Source organism: Octadecabacter antarcticus 307 (genome assembly GCF_000155675.2).
Lineage (GTDB): Bacteria > Pseudomonadota > Alphaproteobacteria > Rhodobacterales > Rhodobacteraceae > Octadecabacter > Octadecabacter antarcticus.
This window is the reverse complement of the sequence record NC_020911.1, coordinates 2,753,936-2,770,294: the sequence shown is the minus strand read 5'-3', so window position 1 is coordinate 2,770,294 and position 16,359 is coordinate 2,753,936. Positions and strand designations below refer to the sequence as shown.

The 16,359-nt window shown below is 58.7% G+C and carries 19 protein-coding genes; 5 read left to right on the top strand and 14 right to left on the bottom strand.

Going from position 1 to position 16,359, the window contains the following annotated elements; all coding sequences use genetic code 11:
- Nucleotides 1–51: 51 nt before the first annotated feature.
- From OAN307_RS14010 to OAN307_RS13995, 4 genes are all read right to left on the bottom strand, one after another.
- Nucleotides 52–516: an RDD family protein gene (locus tag OAN307_RS14010; RefSeq protein WP_044044767.1), complete on the bottom strand. Its 465-nt coding sequence runs from the start codon at nt 514–516 to the stop codon at nt 52–54.
- A 154-nt stretch (nt 517–670) separates the two neighbouring features.
- Nucleotides 671–1,141: a DUF2852 domain-containing protein gene (locus OAN307_RS14005; protein ID WP_015500340.1), complete on the bottom strand. Its 471-nt coding sequence runs from the start codon at nt 1,139–1,141 to the stop codon at nt 671–673.
- An 83-nt stretch (nt 1,142–1,224) separates the two neighbouring features.
- Nucleotides 1,225–1,692: a DUF2852 domain-containing protein gene (locus OAN307_RS14000; protein ID WP_015500339.1), complete on the bottom strand. Its 468-nt coding sequence runs from the start codon at nt 1,690–1,692 to the stop codon at nt 1,225–1,227.
- Nucleotides 1,693–1,937: 245 nt separating this feature from the next.
- Entirely contained in the window at nt 1,938–2,408 is a 471-nt protein-coding gene (locus OAN307_RS13995; RefSeq protein WP_015500338.1) for a YbaK/EbsC family protein, read from the bottom strand.
- A gap of 74 nt (nt 2,409–2,482) precedes the next feature.
- On the opposite strand from OAN307_RS13995, the gene OAN307_RS13990 reads away from it, so the two are divergent.
- Nucleotides 2,483–5,245, top strand: coding sequence for a [protein-PII] uridylyltransferase family protein (locus OAN307_RS13990; protein ID WP_015500337.1), 2,763 nt, complete (start codon nt 2,483–2,485; stop codon nt 5,243–5,245).
- Nucleotides 5,232–5,498, top strand: a complete 267-nt coding sequence (locus tag OAN307_RS13985; RefSeq protein ID WP_044043766.1) for a hypothetical protein — start codon at nt 5,232–5,234, stop codon at nt 5,496–5,498. Before OAN307_RS13990 ends, OAN307_RS13985 begins: the two co-directional genes overlap by 14 nt.
- A 63-nt stretch (nt 5,499–5,561) precedes the next feature.
- Here the strand turns inward: OAN307_RS13985 and eda are convergent, their stop codons facing one another.
- Nucleotides 5,562–6,203, bottom strand: coding sequence for a bifunctional 4-hydroxy-2-oxoglutarate aldolase/2-dehydro-3-deoxy-phosphogluconate aldolase (gene eda, locus OAN307_RS13980; protein ID WP_015500336.1), 642 nt, complete (start codon nt 6,201–6,203; stop codon nt 5,562–5,564).
- 87 nt (nt 6,204–6,290) lie between these two features.
- Complete coding sequence (gene edd / locus OAN307_RS13975) at nt 6,291–8,093, bottom strand: phosphogluconate dehydratase (RefSeq protein ID WP_044044766.1); 1,803 nt, start codon at nt 8,091–8,093, stop codon at nt 6,291–6,293.
- A gap of 256 nt (nt 8,094–8,349) precedes the next feature.
- Between edd and OAN307_RS25340 the strand changes: the two genes are divergently transcribed.
- The 3 genes from OAN307_RS25340 to OAN307_RS13960 all read left to right on the top strand — a co-directional run bounded on the left by OAN307_RS25340 (nt 8,350) and on the right by OAN307_RS13960 (nt 10,622).
- Nucleotides 8,350–8,670 carry a DUF6778 family protein gene (locus OAN307_RS25340; protein WP_144055582.1) on the top strand — a complete coding sequence of 107 codons (321 nt, stop codon included), beginning with the start codon at nt 8,350–8,352 and terminating at the stop codon, nt 8,668–8,670.
- 145 nt (nt 8,671–8,815) lie between these two features.
- Nucleotides 8,816–10,030: an RSP_2647 family RNA methyltransferase gene (locus OAN307_RS13965; RefSeq protein WP_015500333.1), complete on the top strand. Its 1,215-nt coding sequence runs from the start codon at nt 8,816–8,818 to the stop codon at nt 10,028–10,030.
- Nucleotides 10,031–10,082: 52 nt separating this feature from the next.
- Nucleotides 10,083–10,622 (top strand): RSP_2648 family PIN domain-containing protein, encoded by a 540-nt coding sequence (locus tag OAN307_RS13960; protein WP_015500332.1) that lies wholly within the window; start codon nt 10,083–10,085, stop codon nt 10,620–10,622.
- 34 nt (nt 10,623–10,656) lie between these two features.
- Here the strand turns inward: OAN307_RS13960 and OAN307_RS13955 are convergent, their stop codons facing one another.
- The 8 genes from OAN307_RS13955 to OAN307_RS13930 are packed head-to-tail and all read right to left on the bottom strand — an operon-like array spanning nt 10,657 to nt 16,254.
- Nucleotides 10,657–11,340, bottom strand: coding sequence for a M48 family metallopeptidase (locus OAN307_RS13955; RefSeq protein WP_015500331.1), 684 nt, complete (start codon nt 11,338–11,340; stop codon nt 10,657–10,659).
- A 35-nt stretch (nt 11,341–11,375) separates the two neighbouring features.
- Nucleotides 11,376–11,588, bottom strand: coding sequence for a hypothetical protein (locus OAN307_RS29445; protein WP_217564359.1), 213 nt, complete (start codon nt 11,586–11,588; stop codon nt 11,376–11,378).
- 31 nt (nt 11,589–11,619) lie between these two features.
- Nucleotides 11,620–12,522, bottom strand: coding sequence for a M24 family metallopeptidase (locus tag OAN307_RS13950; protein WP_217564358.1), 903 nt, complete (start codon nt 12,520–12,522; stop codon nt 11,620–11,622).
- Nucleotides 12,523–12,553: 31 nt separating this feature from the next.
- Nucleotides 12,554–13,162, bottom strand: coding sequence for a DedA family protein (locus tag OAN307_RS13945; protein WP_044043763.1), 609 nt, complete (start codon nt 13,160–13,162; stop codon nt 12,554–12,556).
- Nucleotides 13,155–13,514 carry a hypothetical protein gene (locus tag OAN307_RS13940; protein WP_015500329.1) on the bottom strand — a complete coding sequence of 120 codons (360 nt, stop codon included), beginning with the start codon at nt 13,512–13,514 and terminating at the stop codon, nt 13,155–13,157. The genes OAN307_RS13945 and OAN307_RS13940 overlap by 8 nt, the downstream gene beginning before the upstream one ends.
- Complete coding sequence (locus OAN307_RS13935) at nt 13,511–14,695, bottom strand: vWA domain-containing protein (protein WP_015500328.1); 1,185 nt, start codon at nt 14,693–14,695, stop codon at nt 13,511–13,513. The genes OAN307_RS13940 and OAN307_RS13935 overlap by 4 nt, the downstream gene beginning before the upstream one ends.
- Nucleotides 14,695–14,865 carry a hypothetical protein gene (locus tag OAN307_RS28995; protein WP_085982885.1) on the bottom strand — a complete coding sequence of 57 codons (171 nt, stop codon included), beginning with the start codon at nt 14,863–14,865 and terminating at the stop codon, nt 14,695–14,697. Before OAN307_RS28995 ends, OAN307_RS13935 begins: the two co-directional genes overlap by 1 nt.
- 3 nt (nt 14,866–14,868) lie before the next feature.
- Nucleotides 14,869–16,254 carry a DUF2927 domain-containing protein gene (locus OAN307_RS13930; protein WP_015500327.1) on the bottom strand — a complete coding sequence of 462 codons (1,386 nt, stop codon included), beginning with the start codon at nt 16,252–16,254 and terminating at the stop codon, nt 14,869–14,871.
- Nucleotides 16,255–16,359 lie beyond the last annotated feature (105 nt).

Sequence of the window (16,359 nt, the reverse complement as noted above, 5' to 3'; positions counted from 1 at the left end):
CTTATGGCTGTTCCTAGGCGCCCATCGGTCTGTCGTTATCCGGTGATAGTCCTATCCTTGTTCAGCGCTGTTTAGCATTGCGGTGCCGAGCACTATATCGGTGATACCTTGGCCCTTGTCGCCCGTCGCCATAAACAGCATGGAAATCGCCTGCACCAGTGCAAATCCAAAGCTGAGTGCGGTGCCGGCTGTGTGCAGGAAGGCGGTGCCGCTGCTCAGGCGCTGGCCGTCATCTGCGCGCAGTTCAATTGCCATGATCCGCATGCCCCATGTGGCGTACCGGTTGGACAATGTGGACCAGCGATACACAAAACCGGTCACAGCCCAGATCACCGGAATAAGGACAATCGGGAAGATAAAGACGACGCTGACCAGCAGGATCGGCAGCATGAAAGGGGCTGCGATCAAAGCGGTGAAGCCCAGATCAATCAGCCACGCGAACAGGCGTTTGGGGGCCACGCCGTCATAGAAATCAGCGTGTGTGTGGGGATCGGGGTGGCTGGTGGCGGAACGCATGTGAGTGTCCTTGTGGTAAATCGGGCGGCAAATGGGCTTTTGGTTGTTTGGGTGGCCGACCGCGTGGATTGGGATAGGGCGGTCGGCCTGTTTGTGGCGCATATCGGGCGGGTCTGCGCCACGGGGCAGGGTCTGCGTTGCCTTGGGAGGGCGGTTAGTCTTGGGCGGTGGTGTCAACGTCCACGCGGGCGGCGCGTTCATTCATAAAATCATCAAATTCGGATTGGTCTTTGGCGTCACGCAATCGGGTCAGAAATCCCTCAAATGTCTTCTGCTCTGTCTCAAGGCGTTCAATCATATCATGGCGGTATGCATCAAAGCTCGCGTTGCCACTGGTGTGCTGCCCCTCTTTGCGCGCCATTGTGGGCATCAAAGATTTCACGGCTTCATCGATGTTGCGTGGGGGGGCAGACGGCGTGCCCGTCGGGGCGAAACCGCCGCGCCATGCGAGGATCACGGCAATCAGAACACCAGCGGGCCAGAACACATTGAGCGCCACAATCGTCACGGGAATCGCAAAAGCCGCAAATAGAACTGTTGAGAGGACCTGTACGGCCACAGGCATCTTTTGTTCTAGCTGGCTGTAAGAAGCGGTGGAATCGTGGTGTTCGGTGGTCATGGTCATCCTGTTTTTCCCTGAATTGGTATTGTTGCGGCAATCTGGGGCGCCCGCGTTTTTTTCGGGGCGCCCTGATTTGTGATGTTGGCTTAGGCAGGCTTTGCGTCGTCTTCTTCGCTGGTTTCTGCGGTGCGGCTGGCGCGATCATCCATAAAGGTGTCGAACTCTGCCTTGTCTTTGGCGTCGCGCAGACGCTTGAGGAACTCTTCAAAGTTGCTCTGTTCTTCTTCAAGGCGGCGCAGCGTGTCGGCTTTGTAGGCGTCAAACGTTGAATTGCCAGACGATGTCATTGCAGACTTCATTGCGTTGCGGGCGTGGCTGTGGGGGGTGCGCTTGGACGCGCAATTTCCAGAAAACATGCGTTTACTCCATATCATATAAGCAAGAAGGGCGAGGCCGACGGGCCAGAGAAATACGAAGCCCAAGACCATCGCGGCGATCCAAGCCCCTTTACCACGCTCATCGAGCCAGTTTTCGGTGCGTTGAAACCAGTTGCCGCGCTGAGAGGTCTGCGCGTAGGGGGCGTTGTGGTCGATGTTGGTGGACGAGGTAGTCATCTGGGTGCTCCATGAGTTGGTTTGCGTTATGTGAATGCCTTTCACATTACCAAGATGGGGTGAGGGTTCGTTTGTCGCAAGGTATAATGTAAATGTTTTTTACATTAACTTCCTAAACACATGAAATTAAAAGATACTACTGTCATTATTTTGTGTATTCAGCCGCGCTGATAGGGCTATACCGATGTGTGGATAGAGCTGTTTGAATGTGATTGGCTTCGAATCCAGCGCTGTGATGGGCTGGATCATGCGGTAAATTTTGCGATCGTCGCATCCGACAAGCCCAGTAAGATATCTGGCGCAATTGGGAAAATGTGTCGCGGCGTGCCTGCGGCGGCGAAGATTGTGTCGAAGTCTGACAGGCACGGGTCCCAGAAGGCCGTGGGGGACGTGAGGTGGCCAATTGGGGCGACGCCGCCGATGGCAAAACCAGTTTGCGCGCGGATCAGCGCGGCGTCGGCTTTGCCCAAAGGTTCGCCCGCTGCGGCACTGGCTTTGGCCGAATCGACTTGGTTGCCGCCTGCGGTGATGAACAGAATGGCCCGACCTGACGTTTCGCCCTGAAAGATGATCGACTTGGCGATTTGGTCGATATGACAGCCCGCAGCATCCGCCGCGTCTTGCGCTGTGCGCGTTGATCCGGGCATCTCCATTGGGGTGATATCAAGGCCGGCATCTGTCAGTGCGCGCACCACCCGTTTTAAACTTTTGCTCATAATCGTCTCCTTATTGCAAAGTGCCAAAGCGGCGGTGGATTGACCAGCCTGAAGGCGCAGACCACAGTCGCGCCATGACATTTTCCAGCCGCATAACCCGCACGCCGACGCCGTTTGATCCTGCCCTTGGGGCGGACGGGGCGCAGGCCTTTGGCGATTTTGACCCGATCATACGCGAACTGGTTGCGGGGGCTGCGGGGTGCAGTCCGTATCTTGGTGGGTTGTTGTCGCGGGACGGGGCGTGGCTGCGCGATATATTGGACACGCCCGAGGCCGCGCTTGAGGCGGAACTGGTGGCGATTGCGCAGCTTGCGTTGCCCGATTTGGCGTCCGGTTTGCGACAGGCCAAACGGCGCATCGCGTTGCTGGCGGGTTTGGCTGATTTGGGCGGTGTTTGGTCGCTGGAACAGATCACAAGCGCGCTGGCGCGGTTGGCGGACGCGGCGGTGGATGTCGCTCTGAAACGTTTGGTCGGGGCGGAAATTGCGCGCGGTAAGGTGCCGGGGCAGGTGGCGGATGACGCCGAAACGGCCGCCGGAATGGTCAGCATCGCCATGGGCAAAGGCGGCGCATATGAGCTGAATTATTCCAGCGACATCGACCTGATTTGCCTGTTCGATGAAACGCGGTTTGATCCGGATGATTTTCACGATGCGCGGTCTGCTTTTGTACGGGTGACGCGCAAATTGGCGGCGCTGCTCAGCGATATGACCGGCGACGGTTATGTGTTTCGCACCGATTTGCGCCTGCGCCCTGATCCAAGCGTGACGCCGGTGTGCCTGTCGATAGAAGCGGCGGAACGGTATTATGAAAGTGTCGGGCGCACGTGGGAACGCGCGGCCTATATCAAGGCGCGTGCGTCGGCGGGCGACATTGCCGCCGGAGAGGGGTTTTTAAAGACGATCGAACCGTTCGTGTGGCGCAAGCATCTGGATTTTGTCGCCATTCAAGACGCCCATGACATGCGGCTGCGCATCCGTGAACACAAAAGTTTGGGCGGCAAGATCACCCTGCATGGGCACAACATGAAACTTGGGCGTGGCGGCATTCGCGAGATCGAATTTTTTACCCAGACGCGCCAGTTGATCGCGGGTGGGCGTGACCCGTCGTTGCGCTGTCGTGGCACAGTGGATGGATTGGCGGCCTTGGCAAAGGCAGATTGGGTGCCGGAGGCGGACGCGCAGGTTTTGACGGAGCATTACCGCGCACATCGTGAAGTTGAACATCGCCTGCAAATGATTGGCGACGCACAGACCCATGATTTGCCAATCACCGATGAGGGGTTCGCGCGGCTTGCGGCATTTATGGGGGTTGAGGACGCGGCGTTGCGCAATGATCTGTATGAACGGCTTGAGGAAGTTCACACCCTTACTGAGGGGTTCTTTGCACCAACTGCAGTGGCCCCTGTGTCAAGATTTGGCGAAAGCGTCACCGCGCGGTGGCTAACCTATCCGGCCTTGCGATCTGATCGCGCGGTGGCAATTTTTGATCGGTTAAAACCGCGCCTGCTTGCGGCACTGCAAGAGGCTGCGAAACCGGACGAGGCGCTGTTGGCGTTTGACGGGTTCTTGGCCGGACTGCCCGCTGGGGTGCAGGTTTTTTCACTGTTTGATGCCAACCCGCAGCTGACGCAATTGATGGTCGATATCGCGGCGACTGCGCCTGCGTTGGCGCAATATCTCGGGCGCAATGCGGCGGTGTTTGATGCGGTGATTGGCGGTGATTTCTTTTCCGACTGGCCCGGGCAGGACGGGTTGCGCAGCGCGCTAAGTGACATCTTGGAACAGGCGCCGGATTATGAAACGCGGCTGGACGCGGCGCGACGCTGGCAAAAGGAATGGCATTTCCGCATTGGTGTGCATCACCTGCGCGGGCTGGTCGATGCGGACACAGCGGGGCGGCAATACGGTGATCTTGCGCAGGCGGTGCTGGGCGCTGTTTTCCCTGTAGTCGTGGATCAGTTCGCGATCAAGCATGGGCGACCACCGGGGCGCGGTGCGGTGGTGGTGGCGATGGGGTCCCTTGGCGCGGGGCGGCTGCATGCGGCGTCGGATCTGGATTTGATCGTGATTTATGACGGGCAGGATGTTGAAGGATCTGACGGCAAACGCCCGCTGGCTACGCGGCCCTATTACGCGCGATTGACCCAAGCGATGGTGACGGCAATCACCGCCCCCATGGCCGAGGGTCGTCTGTACGAGGTGGACATGCGATTGCGTCCCTCTGGGGGACAAGGGCCTGTCGCTACGGCATTTTCGGGGTTTGAAGCCTATCAGATGGAACAGGCGTGGACCTGGGAACATTTGGCCCTGACGCGCGCGCGCGTTGTGGCGGGTGAAGCAGCCCTTGCGCGCGACGTTGAGGCCGTGCGCGAGCGTGTTATCGCCGCCAAGGCGGTCGGCACAAATGTGGCGGCAAATGTCGGGGATATGCGTCGCCGTATCGCGGGCGTCAAAGCGCAGGATGGTGCGTGGGACGCCAAAATCGGGGTGGGGCGATTGCAGGATGTTGAACTCGCGGGACAGATGGTTGCGTTGCAGGCGGGGCAAACCGCCAGAGAGACTGCGCAACAGGTCGCCGCCGGTGGTTTAGACGCCGCAGACAGCGCGGCATTGCTCGGCGCGGCGGGCTTGTGTTGGACGGTACAGGCTGCAGCGCAACTGGTGGTTGGCGGCAGTCTGGACACGGATAAATTAGGCGAAGGTGGTTTGCGGTTTATCTTGCGCGAAACAGGCGCAGATGATCTGGCTGTTTTGGCGGACCGCATGGCAGATGTGTCGGCACGTGCATCGGCGGTGATTGATCGATTGGTAGGGGACGAACATGGCAAAGGGTGATGCACTTGATCCCAAAGGGTTGATTGAGGAGTCTTATAAGATTGAAGGGATCGTGGAGCCTGAGTGTCGCTCAATCTTTCTTGATTGGGCGTTGAGTTATCGGGGCGTGCACGCCGATGGCATTGCAGCACTGCTGGCGCGCCATTGCGATGAAGCGGCGGATCACCCGATGACAGTGACCCTGCGCGCCGGGCTTGAGGCGCCGCCACCCGCGACGCGGCGTGGAGGTCGGCGCGCGCGCGTGCCAGAATGAACTTGAATGAAGCCGCGTGAACCCGGCTAAGACCGAGAGTGAGGCAATGCCTGCGGGACCTCGTTAGCGCGGCAATGCGGCGGCTTGTGCGGCCAATGCGGTGATGCCCGCCCAATCACTGGCATCGACCAGATTTTTAGGTGCGACCCATGATCCACCCACGCACAGCACGTTCGACAGGCTGAGGTAATCATTTGCATTGCTCAGGCTGACGCCACCCGTCGGGCAGAATTTCACCTGCGGGATTGGTGCGCCGATGGCCTTGAGGGCAGGGGCGCCGCCGTTGGCCGCAGCCGGAAAGAACTTTTGCACGGTGTAGCCGCGTTCAACAAGGCGCATCGCCTCGGTTGCGGTGGCCACACCAGGGAGCAGCGGCAGATCGTTGGCTTCGCAGGCATCCAGCAGACGGTCGGTGGCGCCCGGCGCGACGCCGAATGTGGCACCGGCATCTTTGGCGGCTTCGACGTCTTTTTCAGTCAGCAATGTGCCAGCGCCAACAACGCCGCCTTTGATCTTGGCCATCTCACGGATGACGTCCAACGCGGCGGGGGTGCGCAGTGTGACTTCGAGGGCGGGAAGACCACCTGCAACAAGAGCAGCCGCCAACGCGCCTGCAATACTGGCATCATCGACAACCAGAACGGGGATGACAGGGGCAAGGGCGCAGACTTTGGCGGCCAATTCAGAGGCGTGTTCGGGGGTCATGGTTGGTTTCCTGTACTGCGGCGCTGTCGGCAATCGGGGAGCCTCCGCCGGGGATATTTTTGAGACAAAGACAATGGGACAGAAAGTTTAAAGGATCACACCTGCGCCATCTGTGGAGGGACCGACGGAGCGGCGGAACAAGTCGAACAATTCGCGGCCTACGCCATTGCCGTTGCCCGTCAGATCGGCAATCGCGGGCGTTCGGTCTGTCAAGTCGGTCAGACATTCGAGCGTGCCGTTGTTGGCATCCAGCCGCACAATGTCGCCGTCACGCAGTAGAGAAATTGGACCACCGTCTGCGGCTTCTGGTGCGACGTGGATTGCCGCAGGGACTTTGCCGGATGCACCAGACATGCGCCCATCAGTTACAAGCGCGACCCTGAGGCCACGATCTTGCAGGACCGATAGCGTTGGCGTCAGTGAATGTAGTTCTGGCATGCCGTTGGATTTTGGGCCTTGGAAGCGGACGACGATGATGTTGTCTGTTGTCAGCTCCCCCGCTCGAAATGCCGCTTTGACGTGATGTTGTTCGTGAAAGATGCGCACCGGGGCTTCTATGACGTGGCGATCTTTTGCCACGGCGGAGACTTTGATGACGCCGCGGCCCAAGTTGCCGTTCAGCTGGACCAACCCACCTTGTGGCGCGAACGGATCAGATGCAGGGCGCAGGATGCGGTCGTTGTGGCTTTCAGTAGGGCCGTCTCGGTAGTGGAAGCCGCTATCGTCCATCACAGGTTCCCTCGCGTAGTGCGACATGCCCGCCCCTGCGACGGTTTTGACGTCTTCGTGCATCAGGCCAGCATCGAGTAGATTGGCGATCATGAATTGCAAACCGCCCGCTGCGTGGAAGTGGTTCACATCCGCCAGGCCGTTTGGATAGACTTTGGCCATCAGCGGGGTGACCGCAGAAATGTCGGAGAAATCTTCAAGATCGAGGATCACGCCCGCCGCACGCGCCATCGCAGGCAAATGCAGCACAAGATTGGTAGACCCGCCTGTTGCCATCAGCCCGACAAGCCCGTTCACAAACGCCTTTTCATCAAGGACATCGCAGACGGGGGTGAAGTCATCGCCCAAAGCGGTGATTTCGAGGACGCGCTTGGTCGATTGGCGGGTCAATTCTTCACGCAGTTCGGTGCCGGGATTGACAAAGGACGTACCTGGCAGATGGAGCCCCATGAATTCCATCAGCATTTGATTGGTGTTAGCCGTGCCATAAAAGGTGCAGGTGCCCGGACCGTGATAGCTGGCCATTTCCGCCTTCATCAGTTCGGCGCGGGTAATATTGCCCTTGGCAAATTCCTGACGGACCTTGCCTTTTTCGTCATTGGGCAGGCCAGACACCATGGGCCCGGCGGGGACAAACATGCCAGGGATATAGCCAAAGGTAGCTGCGGCCATAATTAAGCCAGGGACGATTTTGTCGCACACGCCAAGGTAAAGGACGGCGTCAAAGACATTGTGCGAAAGCCCAACGCCTGCTGCCAGTGCGATTACGTCACGCGAAAACAGGGACAATTCCATGCCTGTTTGGCCTTGGGTGACGCCGTCACACATAGCCGGAACGCCGCCCGCAACTTGTGCTGTGCCACCAAACGCACGGGCCGCGTCGCGGATTTGACCGGGGTAGCGTTCAAAGGGTTGATGCGCTGACAGCATATCATTGTAGGCCGTGATGATGCCGATATTGGGGGCCTTGTCTGCCACCAGCGTCGCCTTGTCGTCGCCCATCGGCGCATAGGCATGGGCCTGATTGCCACAGCTCAGGTGGGCGCGGCGCGGACCTTCGGCGGCGGCGGTGGCCATGCGATCAAGATAGGCACGACGTGGCCCTTGCGAGCGGATGATGATGCGGTCGGTGACGCGCTGGATGGTCGGATTGAGAGCCATGATGTCCTGCCGATTAATGTCTTTGGCGAGCACTAACATAAATAGTTAGCGCTAACAATGGGTGAAGTACAGCGTGTGAAGTATAACGGGCGAAGTCCTGGGATGGTGCGATGCGATGATGCAAATTTCGCGCACCAAAGTGCCGCGCAACTTCTCCGCAATAACCCATTTTCAACCACATCCTCCCCAATCGCTGTACTATATTGGTGTTGCCTTGTCGGGGGGCAAACGACTGGGCACAGTCCCGGCGGATACAATGAAAATACTTAAAGCCGTTGCATTTGACGCAATCATCGCCGGCCTGACCGCGTGTTCCGCAGTGGGCTCCGTTTCCTGGAGCCCACGGTTAGAAGTTACGCGTCTTGACGGACAGGCGGCACCGCAGATCTTGCACGATTATTCGCTGCATTCGATCAGTTTTGCGGTTCCGGCAGACATGACAGTGTCTGAAGCCAATTCATGTTACCCCATTACCGACATCGCGTGGCGGGGCGACCCAGTGGGCAACCGGCCCCAGCAGATCGACGAGATTTTTCAGCCCTTGGCGGCCGTGCGGCGGTGGCGCCTGACAATCTGAACCAAGGCCAGAAGGTTCGGGTCACATCACAGCTGACCAGCCTATTCTTGCGCGATGTGACAGGCCTTGTGCTGCGAGCAAACAATGCGCAAGCTGGCACCTGATCCGCTTTCCAACTTGACCTGAACGCGCTAAGGGGACTGTTATGAATCAGTCCCCTATATCGACTACCGACGCTTTGCCCGTCGTTCGCCTGCTTCCCAAAGCGAAACCGCAAGTTATTCGCCACGGTTTCCCGTGGGTCTTCGCCAATGAATTGGTGATGGACCGGCGCACAAAGGGCGTAACGCCCGGTGGCCTTGTGGTGGTGGAAGACGCGGAACGCCGCGCCCTTGGGCTTGGCACGATGAACCCGCTGTCCAAAATTGCTGTTCGGATGTTGGATTTTGATCCAGACGCCGTGATCGATCAGGCATGGTTTAAGGCCAAACTTGCGTGCGCGCTGCAACACCGTGACGCGATTTACGATGAACCGGTCTATCGATTGGTGCATGCAGAAGCTGACGGATTGCCGGGTATCATCATCGACCGTTTTGGCGATGTTGCGGTGATTCAACCAAATGCAGCCTATGCAGAGGCGATGCTGGAACCGCTTGTGGCAGCACTGATCGACTTGACCGGCGTGACGACAGTCATCAAGAATGGCACGGGCCGCGCGCGCAGCCTTGAAGGGCTGGAAGAAGAAATGGTCGTTGTGCATGGCACGCAGCCCACTGGCGCTATCCCTGTGATGATGAACGGTGCCACCTATATGGCGGATGTCATGGGGGGGCAAAAAACCGGTCTGTTCCTTGATCAACGCCCGAACCATGCGTTTGCCGCTGGCCTGATGAATGGTGGGCGGATGCTGGATATGTTCAGCCACGTTGGCGGATTTTCACTGGCGGCTTTGGCGGCTGGCGCAGGGTCGGCTTTGGCGGTTGACGGATCTGCACCTGCGCTGGAACTGGCGAAAGCCGGTGCCGAGGCCACAGGTGTCGCGGATCGGTTTGAAACCCGTCAGGGCGATGCGTTTGATGTGCTTGAAGCCTTGGGCGCGGAAGAAGAAGTGTTTGACGTGGTGGTCTGTGATCCGCCAGCGTTTGCGCCGTCCAAACCTTCTGCTGAAAAGGGCTTGCGCGCCTATGAACGTTTGGCACGTCTTGCGGCACCTCTGGTCAAAGAGGGCGGTTATCTGGTGCTGTGTTCGTGTTCACATGCGGCCGATTTGAAACGCTTCCGCGATGCGTCTGCACGCGGTATTGGACGTGGTGGCCGGCGCAGCCAGTTGGTTTACACAGGCTCTGCGGGGCCAGACCATCCGTTGCTGCCACAATTGGCGGAAAGCGGATATTTAAAGGCGCTCGTCTTTCGGCTTTGAGGGCTTTGTCACGAAGGCTTGCCGATGAAGGCTTGGTCATGAAAGCTGTGCGATGAGAGTCCTGATCGACGCCTGCGTACTTTATCCGACCGTCATGCGCGAGGTCGTGTTGGGCGTGGCGGACGCGGGATTGTTTGATCCACGCTGGTCGCCGCGCATCTTGGAAGAATGGGCGCGGGCTGCGCGCAAGATCGGACCGCAGGGTGAGACGATTGCCCGTGGCGAAATCGCCGCCATTCAGGCGCGGTTTCCACGGGCTGAGGTGAAAATCCCGCAAGGCGTTGAAGCGCGACTTTGGTTGCCAGACCCGAATGATATTCATGTTTTTGCGGCTGCCGTGGGCTGTTCCGCAGATGCGATCATGACAATGAATGCCAAAGATTTCCCGAGAAATGAACTGGCCGATCAGGGGGTGGCGCGCGTTGATCCGGACGGGTTTCTGATTGGCTTGGCGGCACTGCATCCGGCCCCTGTCGCGATGGTTGGGGAGGCTGTGCTGGCCGAGGCACGGCGATTGTCAGGTGAGCTTTGGGAGATGCGTAAACTTATGCGCAAAGCCCGCCTGCCACGGCTGGGAAAGCTTTTGGGTTAGAATTTAGGTATTTAAGAACCAAAGAAGCGCAAGGTCACGCCCCCCATTTCGCTTCGTTTGCTTCAATCGCGGCGATGCGTTCGGGGGTTTTGGGGTGGCTGAGCAGCCAAGCGGGCTGCGCCGCACCACGCGCACCTGTCAGTTTTTCGAGCTTGGTGAACAAGGTTTTTTGCGCGCTTGTGCCGATCCCAGCCTTGAGAAGTAGGGCGGAGGCGTAGGCGTCAGCCTCATATTCATCCGAGCGGGACAGGCGCGCCATCAACATGCTCATGGCGGCATTGGCAATCATCGGGCCAAAGCCGGGGATAAAGCGCGACAGCACCATGGCCAGCGCCGTGCGCAGCGCGTTTTGACCCGAAAAATCGATCATCCGGCGGCGCGAATGACCCAAGGCGACGTGGCCTAACTCATGTGCGATAACGGAGGCCATTTCTTCTGCGGTGACATTGTTCTCTTTGTATTTGTTGTAAAACCCGCGGGTGATGAAAATACGGCCATCCGGTGCGGCAAGGCCGTTAACGGGCTCAATTTCATAGATATGGACTTTGATGCGGGGAATATTGACCACATCCGCCATTTGTGCGGTCAGGGCGCGCAGTTTCGGGTCCGCAAGTTCGGTCGATTTTTCATCTAGTTCGCGCGTCAAACGCCATGCAGACAGGCGGTACATGAAAATGCCGTAACCGATGGCGAGCAGGATGGGGAAGAATTTAAACATGAATTAGATATGGGGCCAAAGATCGGCGCTGCAAGTCATGCGATCAACAGATTGAGCGGGTGACGTGACAGGCGTTCGCATCCCGTGTCGGTTACCAAGACCGAATGGCCCAGTGTCATCGCGCTGCCGGTGTCGCTGTCCATCAAGATCATATGCAGGAAAAAGACTTGGCCCTGTTGCATCAGTGTTGGATTACCGTCGTAAAACATCGGGAAATTAACCCAGATCGGGTTGTAAACCGCGCCCATGCCATAGCCGCAAGCCTGCAAGCGCGCATGGTTAAAAGCCGTGGGCGTCAAAGACGGTCGCGTGGGCGGTGTAGACGTCGCCCATGGGCGCGTTTGGTTTGATGGCCATTTCGCAGGCGGCCAACGCTTCGGCGCAGGCGGCGTGCATGCGGGTGTGGCTGTCGGTGGGCGCGCCGATTACGACAGTGCGCATCATTGCCGCGTGATAGCGCGCGAAAGTGCCCGACCATTCCAGCGTCAATTGGTCGGTTGGGTCGAGATGGCGGCGGCCGGAATAATAGCGACACAGCAGCGCGCCTGCGCCGGAGCCGATGATAAATTCATTGCCCGCATAATCGCCGCCACCTTTGAACACAGCGCCTTGCATTGCGGCCAAAATATCGCCTTCAAACGCGCCTGCATGGGTTATGGCGAGGCCGGCGTCGAGTGCATCATCGGACAAGGCTGCAGCACGGCGATGCATGTCGATTTCGGCCACAGATTTGGTGCGCCGCAACCCGTGGATCAGGTTGGACGCATCTTGCAGGTGCGGCACTGTAGCGCGCAGTCGTTGGCCGTTGAAATCGGTAAGCCCGACGGTCTGGTTTTCAAATCCGACGGTGTCAGATATGCCAAGATCGGTCAGCAAACGCGCAAGGTCGGTGGTCGGATCGCAGCCTTCAAATTCTGGCCAAATGTGGATTTGATCATCGGGCAGGGTGGAGGTATAGCGGGCTTGCCGCAAATCTGGCATGCGGGTCAGCAGATGGATGTCGCCTTTTGCGGTCAGCACCATCGCTTGAAACATCGCAAAGCCGAAGGTGTCATACCCCGTGAGCCAAAAGTGGCTTTCGGGTGCGAACATCAGCAGCGCGTCAAGGCCAGCATCTGCTAGGGCCTGTGTGGCGCGGGCTTGGCGGGCGGCGTATTCGGGGGCGTCAAAATGCAATGTCATGGGGGGGCGCTGTTCATCTGCGCGGGACCGGTCAAGCGGAAAAGGTGGTGTGGCGCTTCTTGCTGGCGCGCACCAACCACCAGCCCAGACCGATCACGACAGCCAGTGCGGTGATGAAACCGCTGGCATTGCCCAGCACGCTGGCGACGGATGTGATGTTGTCGGCAAAGCTATAGCCCAAGCCGACATATAGGCTGACCCAGACGATTTCACCTGCGACGCCCCAAAGGGCAAAGCGCAGCCACGTAAATTTAGTCACCCCACAAAAATAGTTCATGTAGGGGCCAAGGGGGGCGACGAGCCAGCACGACAAGAAAATGCTTGAGCCGCCGCGCTTGTCCATGAACGTGGCGCTGCGCGCGCGAAGGGCTGCGCGTTTGGGGTGCTTGGCGAGCCAGTCATCAAGCCGCGTTCCCAATTTGCGCGCGACCCAGTAACCGGAATTGTCGCCCAACACAGCGCCAGAAAACGCTGACAACCCCACAGCCGAGAGTGACAAATCGCCCGTGGCCGCAAAGCCGCCAGAGGCCAGCATCAACAACGAGGACGGGACGGGCAGCGCAAGACAGCTCAGGAATGTCACGCAAAACACGATAGTGACGCCGTAATCTGCAACGAGGGCAAAGACAGTTTCAGTCATCGCGGCGGGCTTCGCGATCAGCGCGCATCTGTGCTGCGGCGGCGTCGATGCGGATTTGAAGATCATCCATTGTAATGCCGTTTTCGGCCGCAATCGTATCAAGTGAGATGCGGCGTGGTGCGGCGTCCCGGACCAAAAACAAGGCAGGGCCGAGCACATCGGGCGGCAATTGATAGGATCGCATCACGTAGCGCGGTGTCATCCATCCGGCGAGCGCCTGATCCCGGTGGTCGGGGTCCATCCAGTAGATCATGGATGACATGGTTCTGACGCCGAAAAAGCCCAAGGCACACAGGGCAATACCGAAAGCCATCAGCGCGAGGCGATGTGTCTGCCAGAGGTGCCTGATCATGTGAGAACCTTCATGCCCTTTTCGATTCCGGCCAGCGTCATCGGGACCATGCGATCGTCGCCAAAAATCTGTCGTATCATTTGCACGGATTGGGTGTATCGCCAATAGCGTTCGTCCAACGGGTTGAGCCATAGGTGGTTGGGCCATTGATCACGGGCGCGTTCCAGCCATGTTTGGCCAGCTTCTTGGTTGTAGTGTTCGTTGGCGCCACCGACGTAAGCGATTTCATAAGGTGACATCGACGCGTCGCCGACAAAGATGCATTTGTAGTCTGACCCGTAGGTGCGCAGCACGTCCCATGTGGGCATTTGCGCGTCCCAGCGCCGGGCGTTGTCGCGCCACACGCCCTCATACAGGCAATTGTGGAAGTAGAAGTGTTCAAGGTGTTTGAATTCGGATTTCGCCGCCGAGAACAGTTCTTCGACAAGTTTAACATGCGGGTCCATGGAGCCGCCGATGTCGAGGAACAGCAGCACTTTGACGGCGTTGCGCCGTTCGGGGCGGGTTTGCACATCGAGGTAGCCGTGTTCAGCCGTGGCGCGGATTGTGCCATCAAGGTCGAGTTCATCAGCCGCCCCGTCGCGGGCCCAGCGACGCAGGCGTTTTAGCGCGACTTTGATATTGCGGGTGCCGATTTCGACGTTGTCATCGAGATTGCGGAATTCGCGTTTGTCCCAGACTTTGACCGCTCGTTGGTGGCGAGATTCAGACTGGCCGATCCGCACGCCTTCGGGGTTATAGCCGTAGGCCCCGAATGGCGAGGTGCCGGCGGTGCCGACCCATTTGGACCCACCTTGGTGGCGGCCCTTTTGTTCTTCGAGCCGCTTTTTCAGGGTTTCCATCAACGCCTCGAAGCCGCCAAGCGCGTCGATCTCTGCCTTTTCTTCGGCGCTGAGATGCTTTTCAGCCATCTTTTTCAGCCAGTCGGCGGGGATGTCGACGGCGTCCGTGACGGCAGAATCCGGGATCGCCTCCAAGCCTTCAAAGGCGGTGGCGAACGCACGGTCAAACTTGTCGATGTTACGTTCGTCTTTGACCATGCAGGTGCGCGCGAGAAAGTAGAACGCTTCTATATCGTATGTGGCGATGCCAGCTTCCATGCCTTCAAGGAAGGTTAGAAATTCGCGCAAGGAAACCTGTACGCCGCCCCGCCGAAGGGCATCAAAGAACGGCAGAAACATCAGGTGAGATTGCGGGTGATGATAATGGCGATGAACAAACCGATTATGCCAAAGATCAACGCAAACACTGCGGCCCACTGCGCCATGTCTGCGACCTTGCCACCGCGCGATTTCGCCCGATACGCCCCCAGCAATGCCCCGAAAAACAGACCGCTGAGTGGGTAAATCATTGGTTATATCCCTTTGAGTGGGTTGAGCGATGCAATCTCGCGCAAGCGGGCGCGGACATTGGCGTCCGCCCCAAGCCCGTATCGCGCCCAGCCAAGACTGTCCATACGAACGGCGTTGGCTTCTGCTTCACGTCCGGTCATTTCCAGCGCTTCGGCTTTGAACATCATCAGTGTCGCAAGAAGGGCGGCGTTTTCGTGGGCGGCAGCGATTGGCATCGCGCCGTCCACGAGGTTTAGAACAGCTGCTCCGTCACCAGAAGACAGGGCAAAGGCTGCCAATTGCACGGACACGTGGGCGGCATGCAGGCGGGTTTCGGGGGATCGGTTGTAGATGCGCACGGCCTGATTAAAGGCTGATAGTGCGATGTCGCTGTCATAGCCCACATTAAGGCGGCCAAAGGCGTAGTGCGCAAATCCGTCGCGTGGGCCGTCCCAGTTCAGGGCCCCTGCAAGGCTGACAGTCTGCAACGCGGCGTTGCGGCGGCGTGGTGCGGATGTTCCAGCGGTCAGCGCGATTTTGATGTTGTTGATCCAGGCGCGGGTCGTGTCGTTGCGCGGACGTGCTGCGCGCCTGTCACCGGCGGGATTCAGGCGCGACAGGATCGGGTCAAGGCGGGCAGCCACTTCGCCGCGGCTCATGCCGTTGCGCAACGCCGGATCGTAATATGCGCGCAAAATCAGCATATCAAACGATGTCAGCACAGCGTGGATGTCGTCGTCGTTAAACACGGAATCCGACAGCCGATAAAGGTCATTGAGCGGGCCGAGCGCCTGTGCAAGTTCTTCGTGCAAACAGTCACGGATTTCTTGTGGCGCCACATCTGAGGGCACAAACACAGCCGCGTGGTTGCGACGTTCCAACGTCGTCCAATCCACGGTCGGCGTGCGGCGCACGGTTTGGAATTCTGCCCATGACGACACGCGCGGCACCACAAAACAAGCAGCACGCGGTACAGCAGCGTTCAGAACGGCGCGCGGGATGGCTTCGATCGTGATAGACGCAGTCTGCGCCCCTGTCAGAGAGATGTCGATGTTGGCTTCGGTGCGCAAACGGCCCAGCAGGGCGCGCAGATCGGGGGCCAGACTTGGCGGGATATCACCGGCGACGCGCACGGTGATGGGTGCTTCGAATCGGGTCAGGCGGGCAACAGGACGGCCGCTTTCCATGCGGAACGAAAGGTCCATGAAATCTTGGCCAATCTCGCGGTTGGACCGCGTCGGCGTGATGACACGATTGCCCGCGAATGTCCGCATTGGCGGTAAGCTGTCTTGCAGGCCGATTGTGCGGGTCGGCAGGGACGGGGCCACATATGAAGACTGTGGCACAGGGGTACAGGCGGTCAAAAACATGATCGATAGCGCCATCAGGCGACGCAGGTTTCGGTTCATGTCGCCCCCCGATCAAGAAGCCGGCCAGAAGGCGCCCATGTTTTATCATTGGGGTCGATAGCAAATGGGTCAACGCAATCGGCGCTGGCCCCCGTAAAAGTCAGT

Excerpts from the sequence above, each read along its gene's own strand:
- OAN307_RS29445 (WP_217564359.1), bottom strand. The coding sequence starts at position 11,588 with ATGGGCGCGGTTTACAACCCGATCTGGGTTAATTTCCCGATGTTTTAC.
- edd (WP_044044766.1), bottom strand. The coding sequence starts at position 8,093 with ATGGCTCTCAATCCGACCATCCAGCGCGTCACCGACCGCATCATCATC.
- OAN307_RS14005 (WP_015500340.1), bottom strand. The coding sequence starts at position 1,141 with ATGACCATGACCACCGAACACCACGATTCCACCGCTTCTTACAGCCAG.
- OAN307_RS13965 (WP_015500333.1), top strand. The coding sequence starts at position 8,816 with ATGAATCAGTCCCCTATATCGACTACCGACGCTTTGCCCGTCGTTCGC.
- OAN307_RS13995 (WP_015500338.1), bottom strand. The coding sequence starts at position 2,408 with ATGAGCAAAAGTTTAAAACGGGTGGTGCGCGCACTGACAGATGCCGGC.
- OAN307_RS13955 (WP_015500331.1), bottom strand. The coding sequence starts at position 11,340 with ATGTTTAAATTCTTCCCCATCCTGCTCGCCATCGGTTACGGCATTTTC.
- OAN307_RS13990 (WP_015500337.1), top strand. The coding sequence starts at position 2,483 with ATGACATTTTCCAGCCGCATAACCCGCACGCCGACGCCGTTTGATCCT.
- OAN307_RS28995 (WP_085982885.1), bottom strand. The coding sequence starts at position 14,865 with ATGATTTACCCACTCAGCGGTCTGTTTTTCGGGGCATTGCTGGGGGCG.
- OAN307_RS13940 (WP_015500329.1), bottom strand. The coding sequence starts at position 13,514 with ATGATCAGGCACCTCTGGCAGACACATCGCCTCGCGCTGATGGCTTTC.
- OAN307_RS13950 (WP_217564358.1), bottom strand. The coding sequence starts at position 12,522 with ATGACATTGCATTTTGACGCCCCCGAATACGCCGCCCGCCAAGCCCGC.
- OAN307_RS25340 (WP_144055582.1), top strand. The coding sequence starts at position 8,350 with ATGAAAATACTTAAAGCCGTTGCATTTGACGCAATCATCGCCGGCCTG.
- OAN307_RS13985 (WP_044043766.1), top strand. The coding sequence starts at position 5,232 with ATGGCAAAGGGTGATGCACTTGATCCCAAAGGGTTGATTGAGGAGTCT.
- OAN307_RS13960 (WP_015500332.1), top strand. The coding sequence starts at position 10,083 with ATGAGAGTCCTGATCGACGCCTGCGTACTTTATCCGACCGTCATGCGC.
- OAN307_RS14010 (WP_044044767.1), bottom strand. The coding sequence starts at position 516 with ATGCGTTCCGCCACCAGCCACCCCGATCCCCACACACACGCTGATTTC.
- OAN307_RS13945 (WP_044043763.1), bottom strand. The coding sequence starts at position 13,162 with ATGACTGAAACTGTCTTTGCCCTCGTTGCAGATTACGGCGTCACTATC.
- OAN307_RS13935 (WP_015500328.1), bottom strand. The coding sequence starts at position 14,695 with ATGTTTCTGCCGTTCTTTGATGCCCTTCGGCGGGGCGGCGTACAGGTT.
- OAN307_RS14000 (WP_015500339.1), bottom strand. The coding sequence starts at position 1,692 with ATGACTACCTCGTCCACCAACATCGACCACAACGCCCCCTACGCGCAG.
- OAN307_RS13930 (WP_015500327.1), bottom strand. The coding sequence starts at position 16,254 with ATGAACCGAAACCTGCGTCGCCTGATGGCGCTATCGATCATGTTTTTG.
- eda (WP_015500336.1), bottom strand. The coding sequence starts at position 6,203 with ATGACCCCCGAACACGCCTCTGAATTGGCCGCCAAAGTCTGCGCCCTT.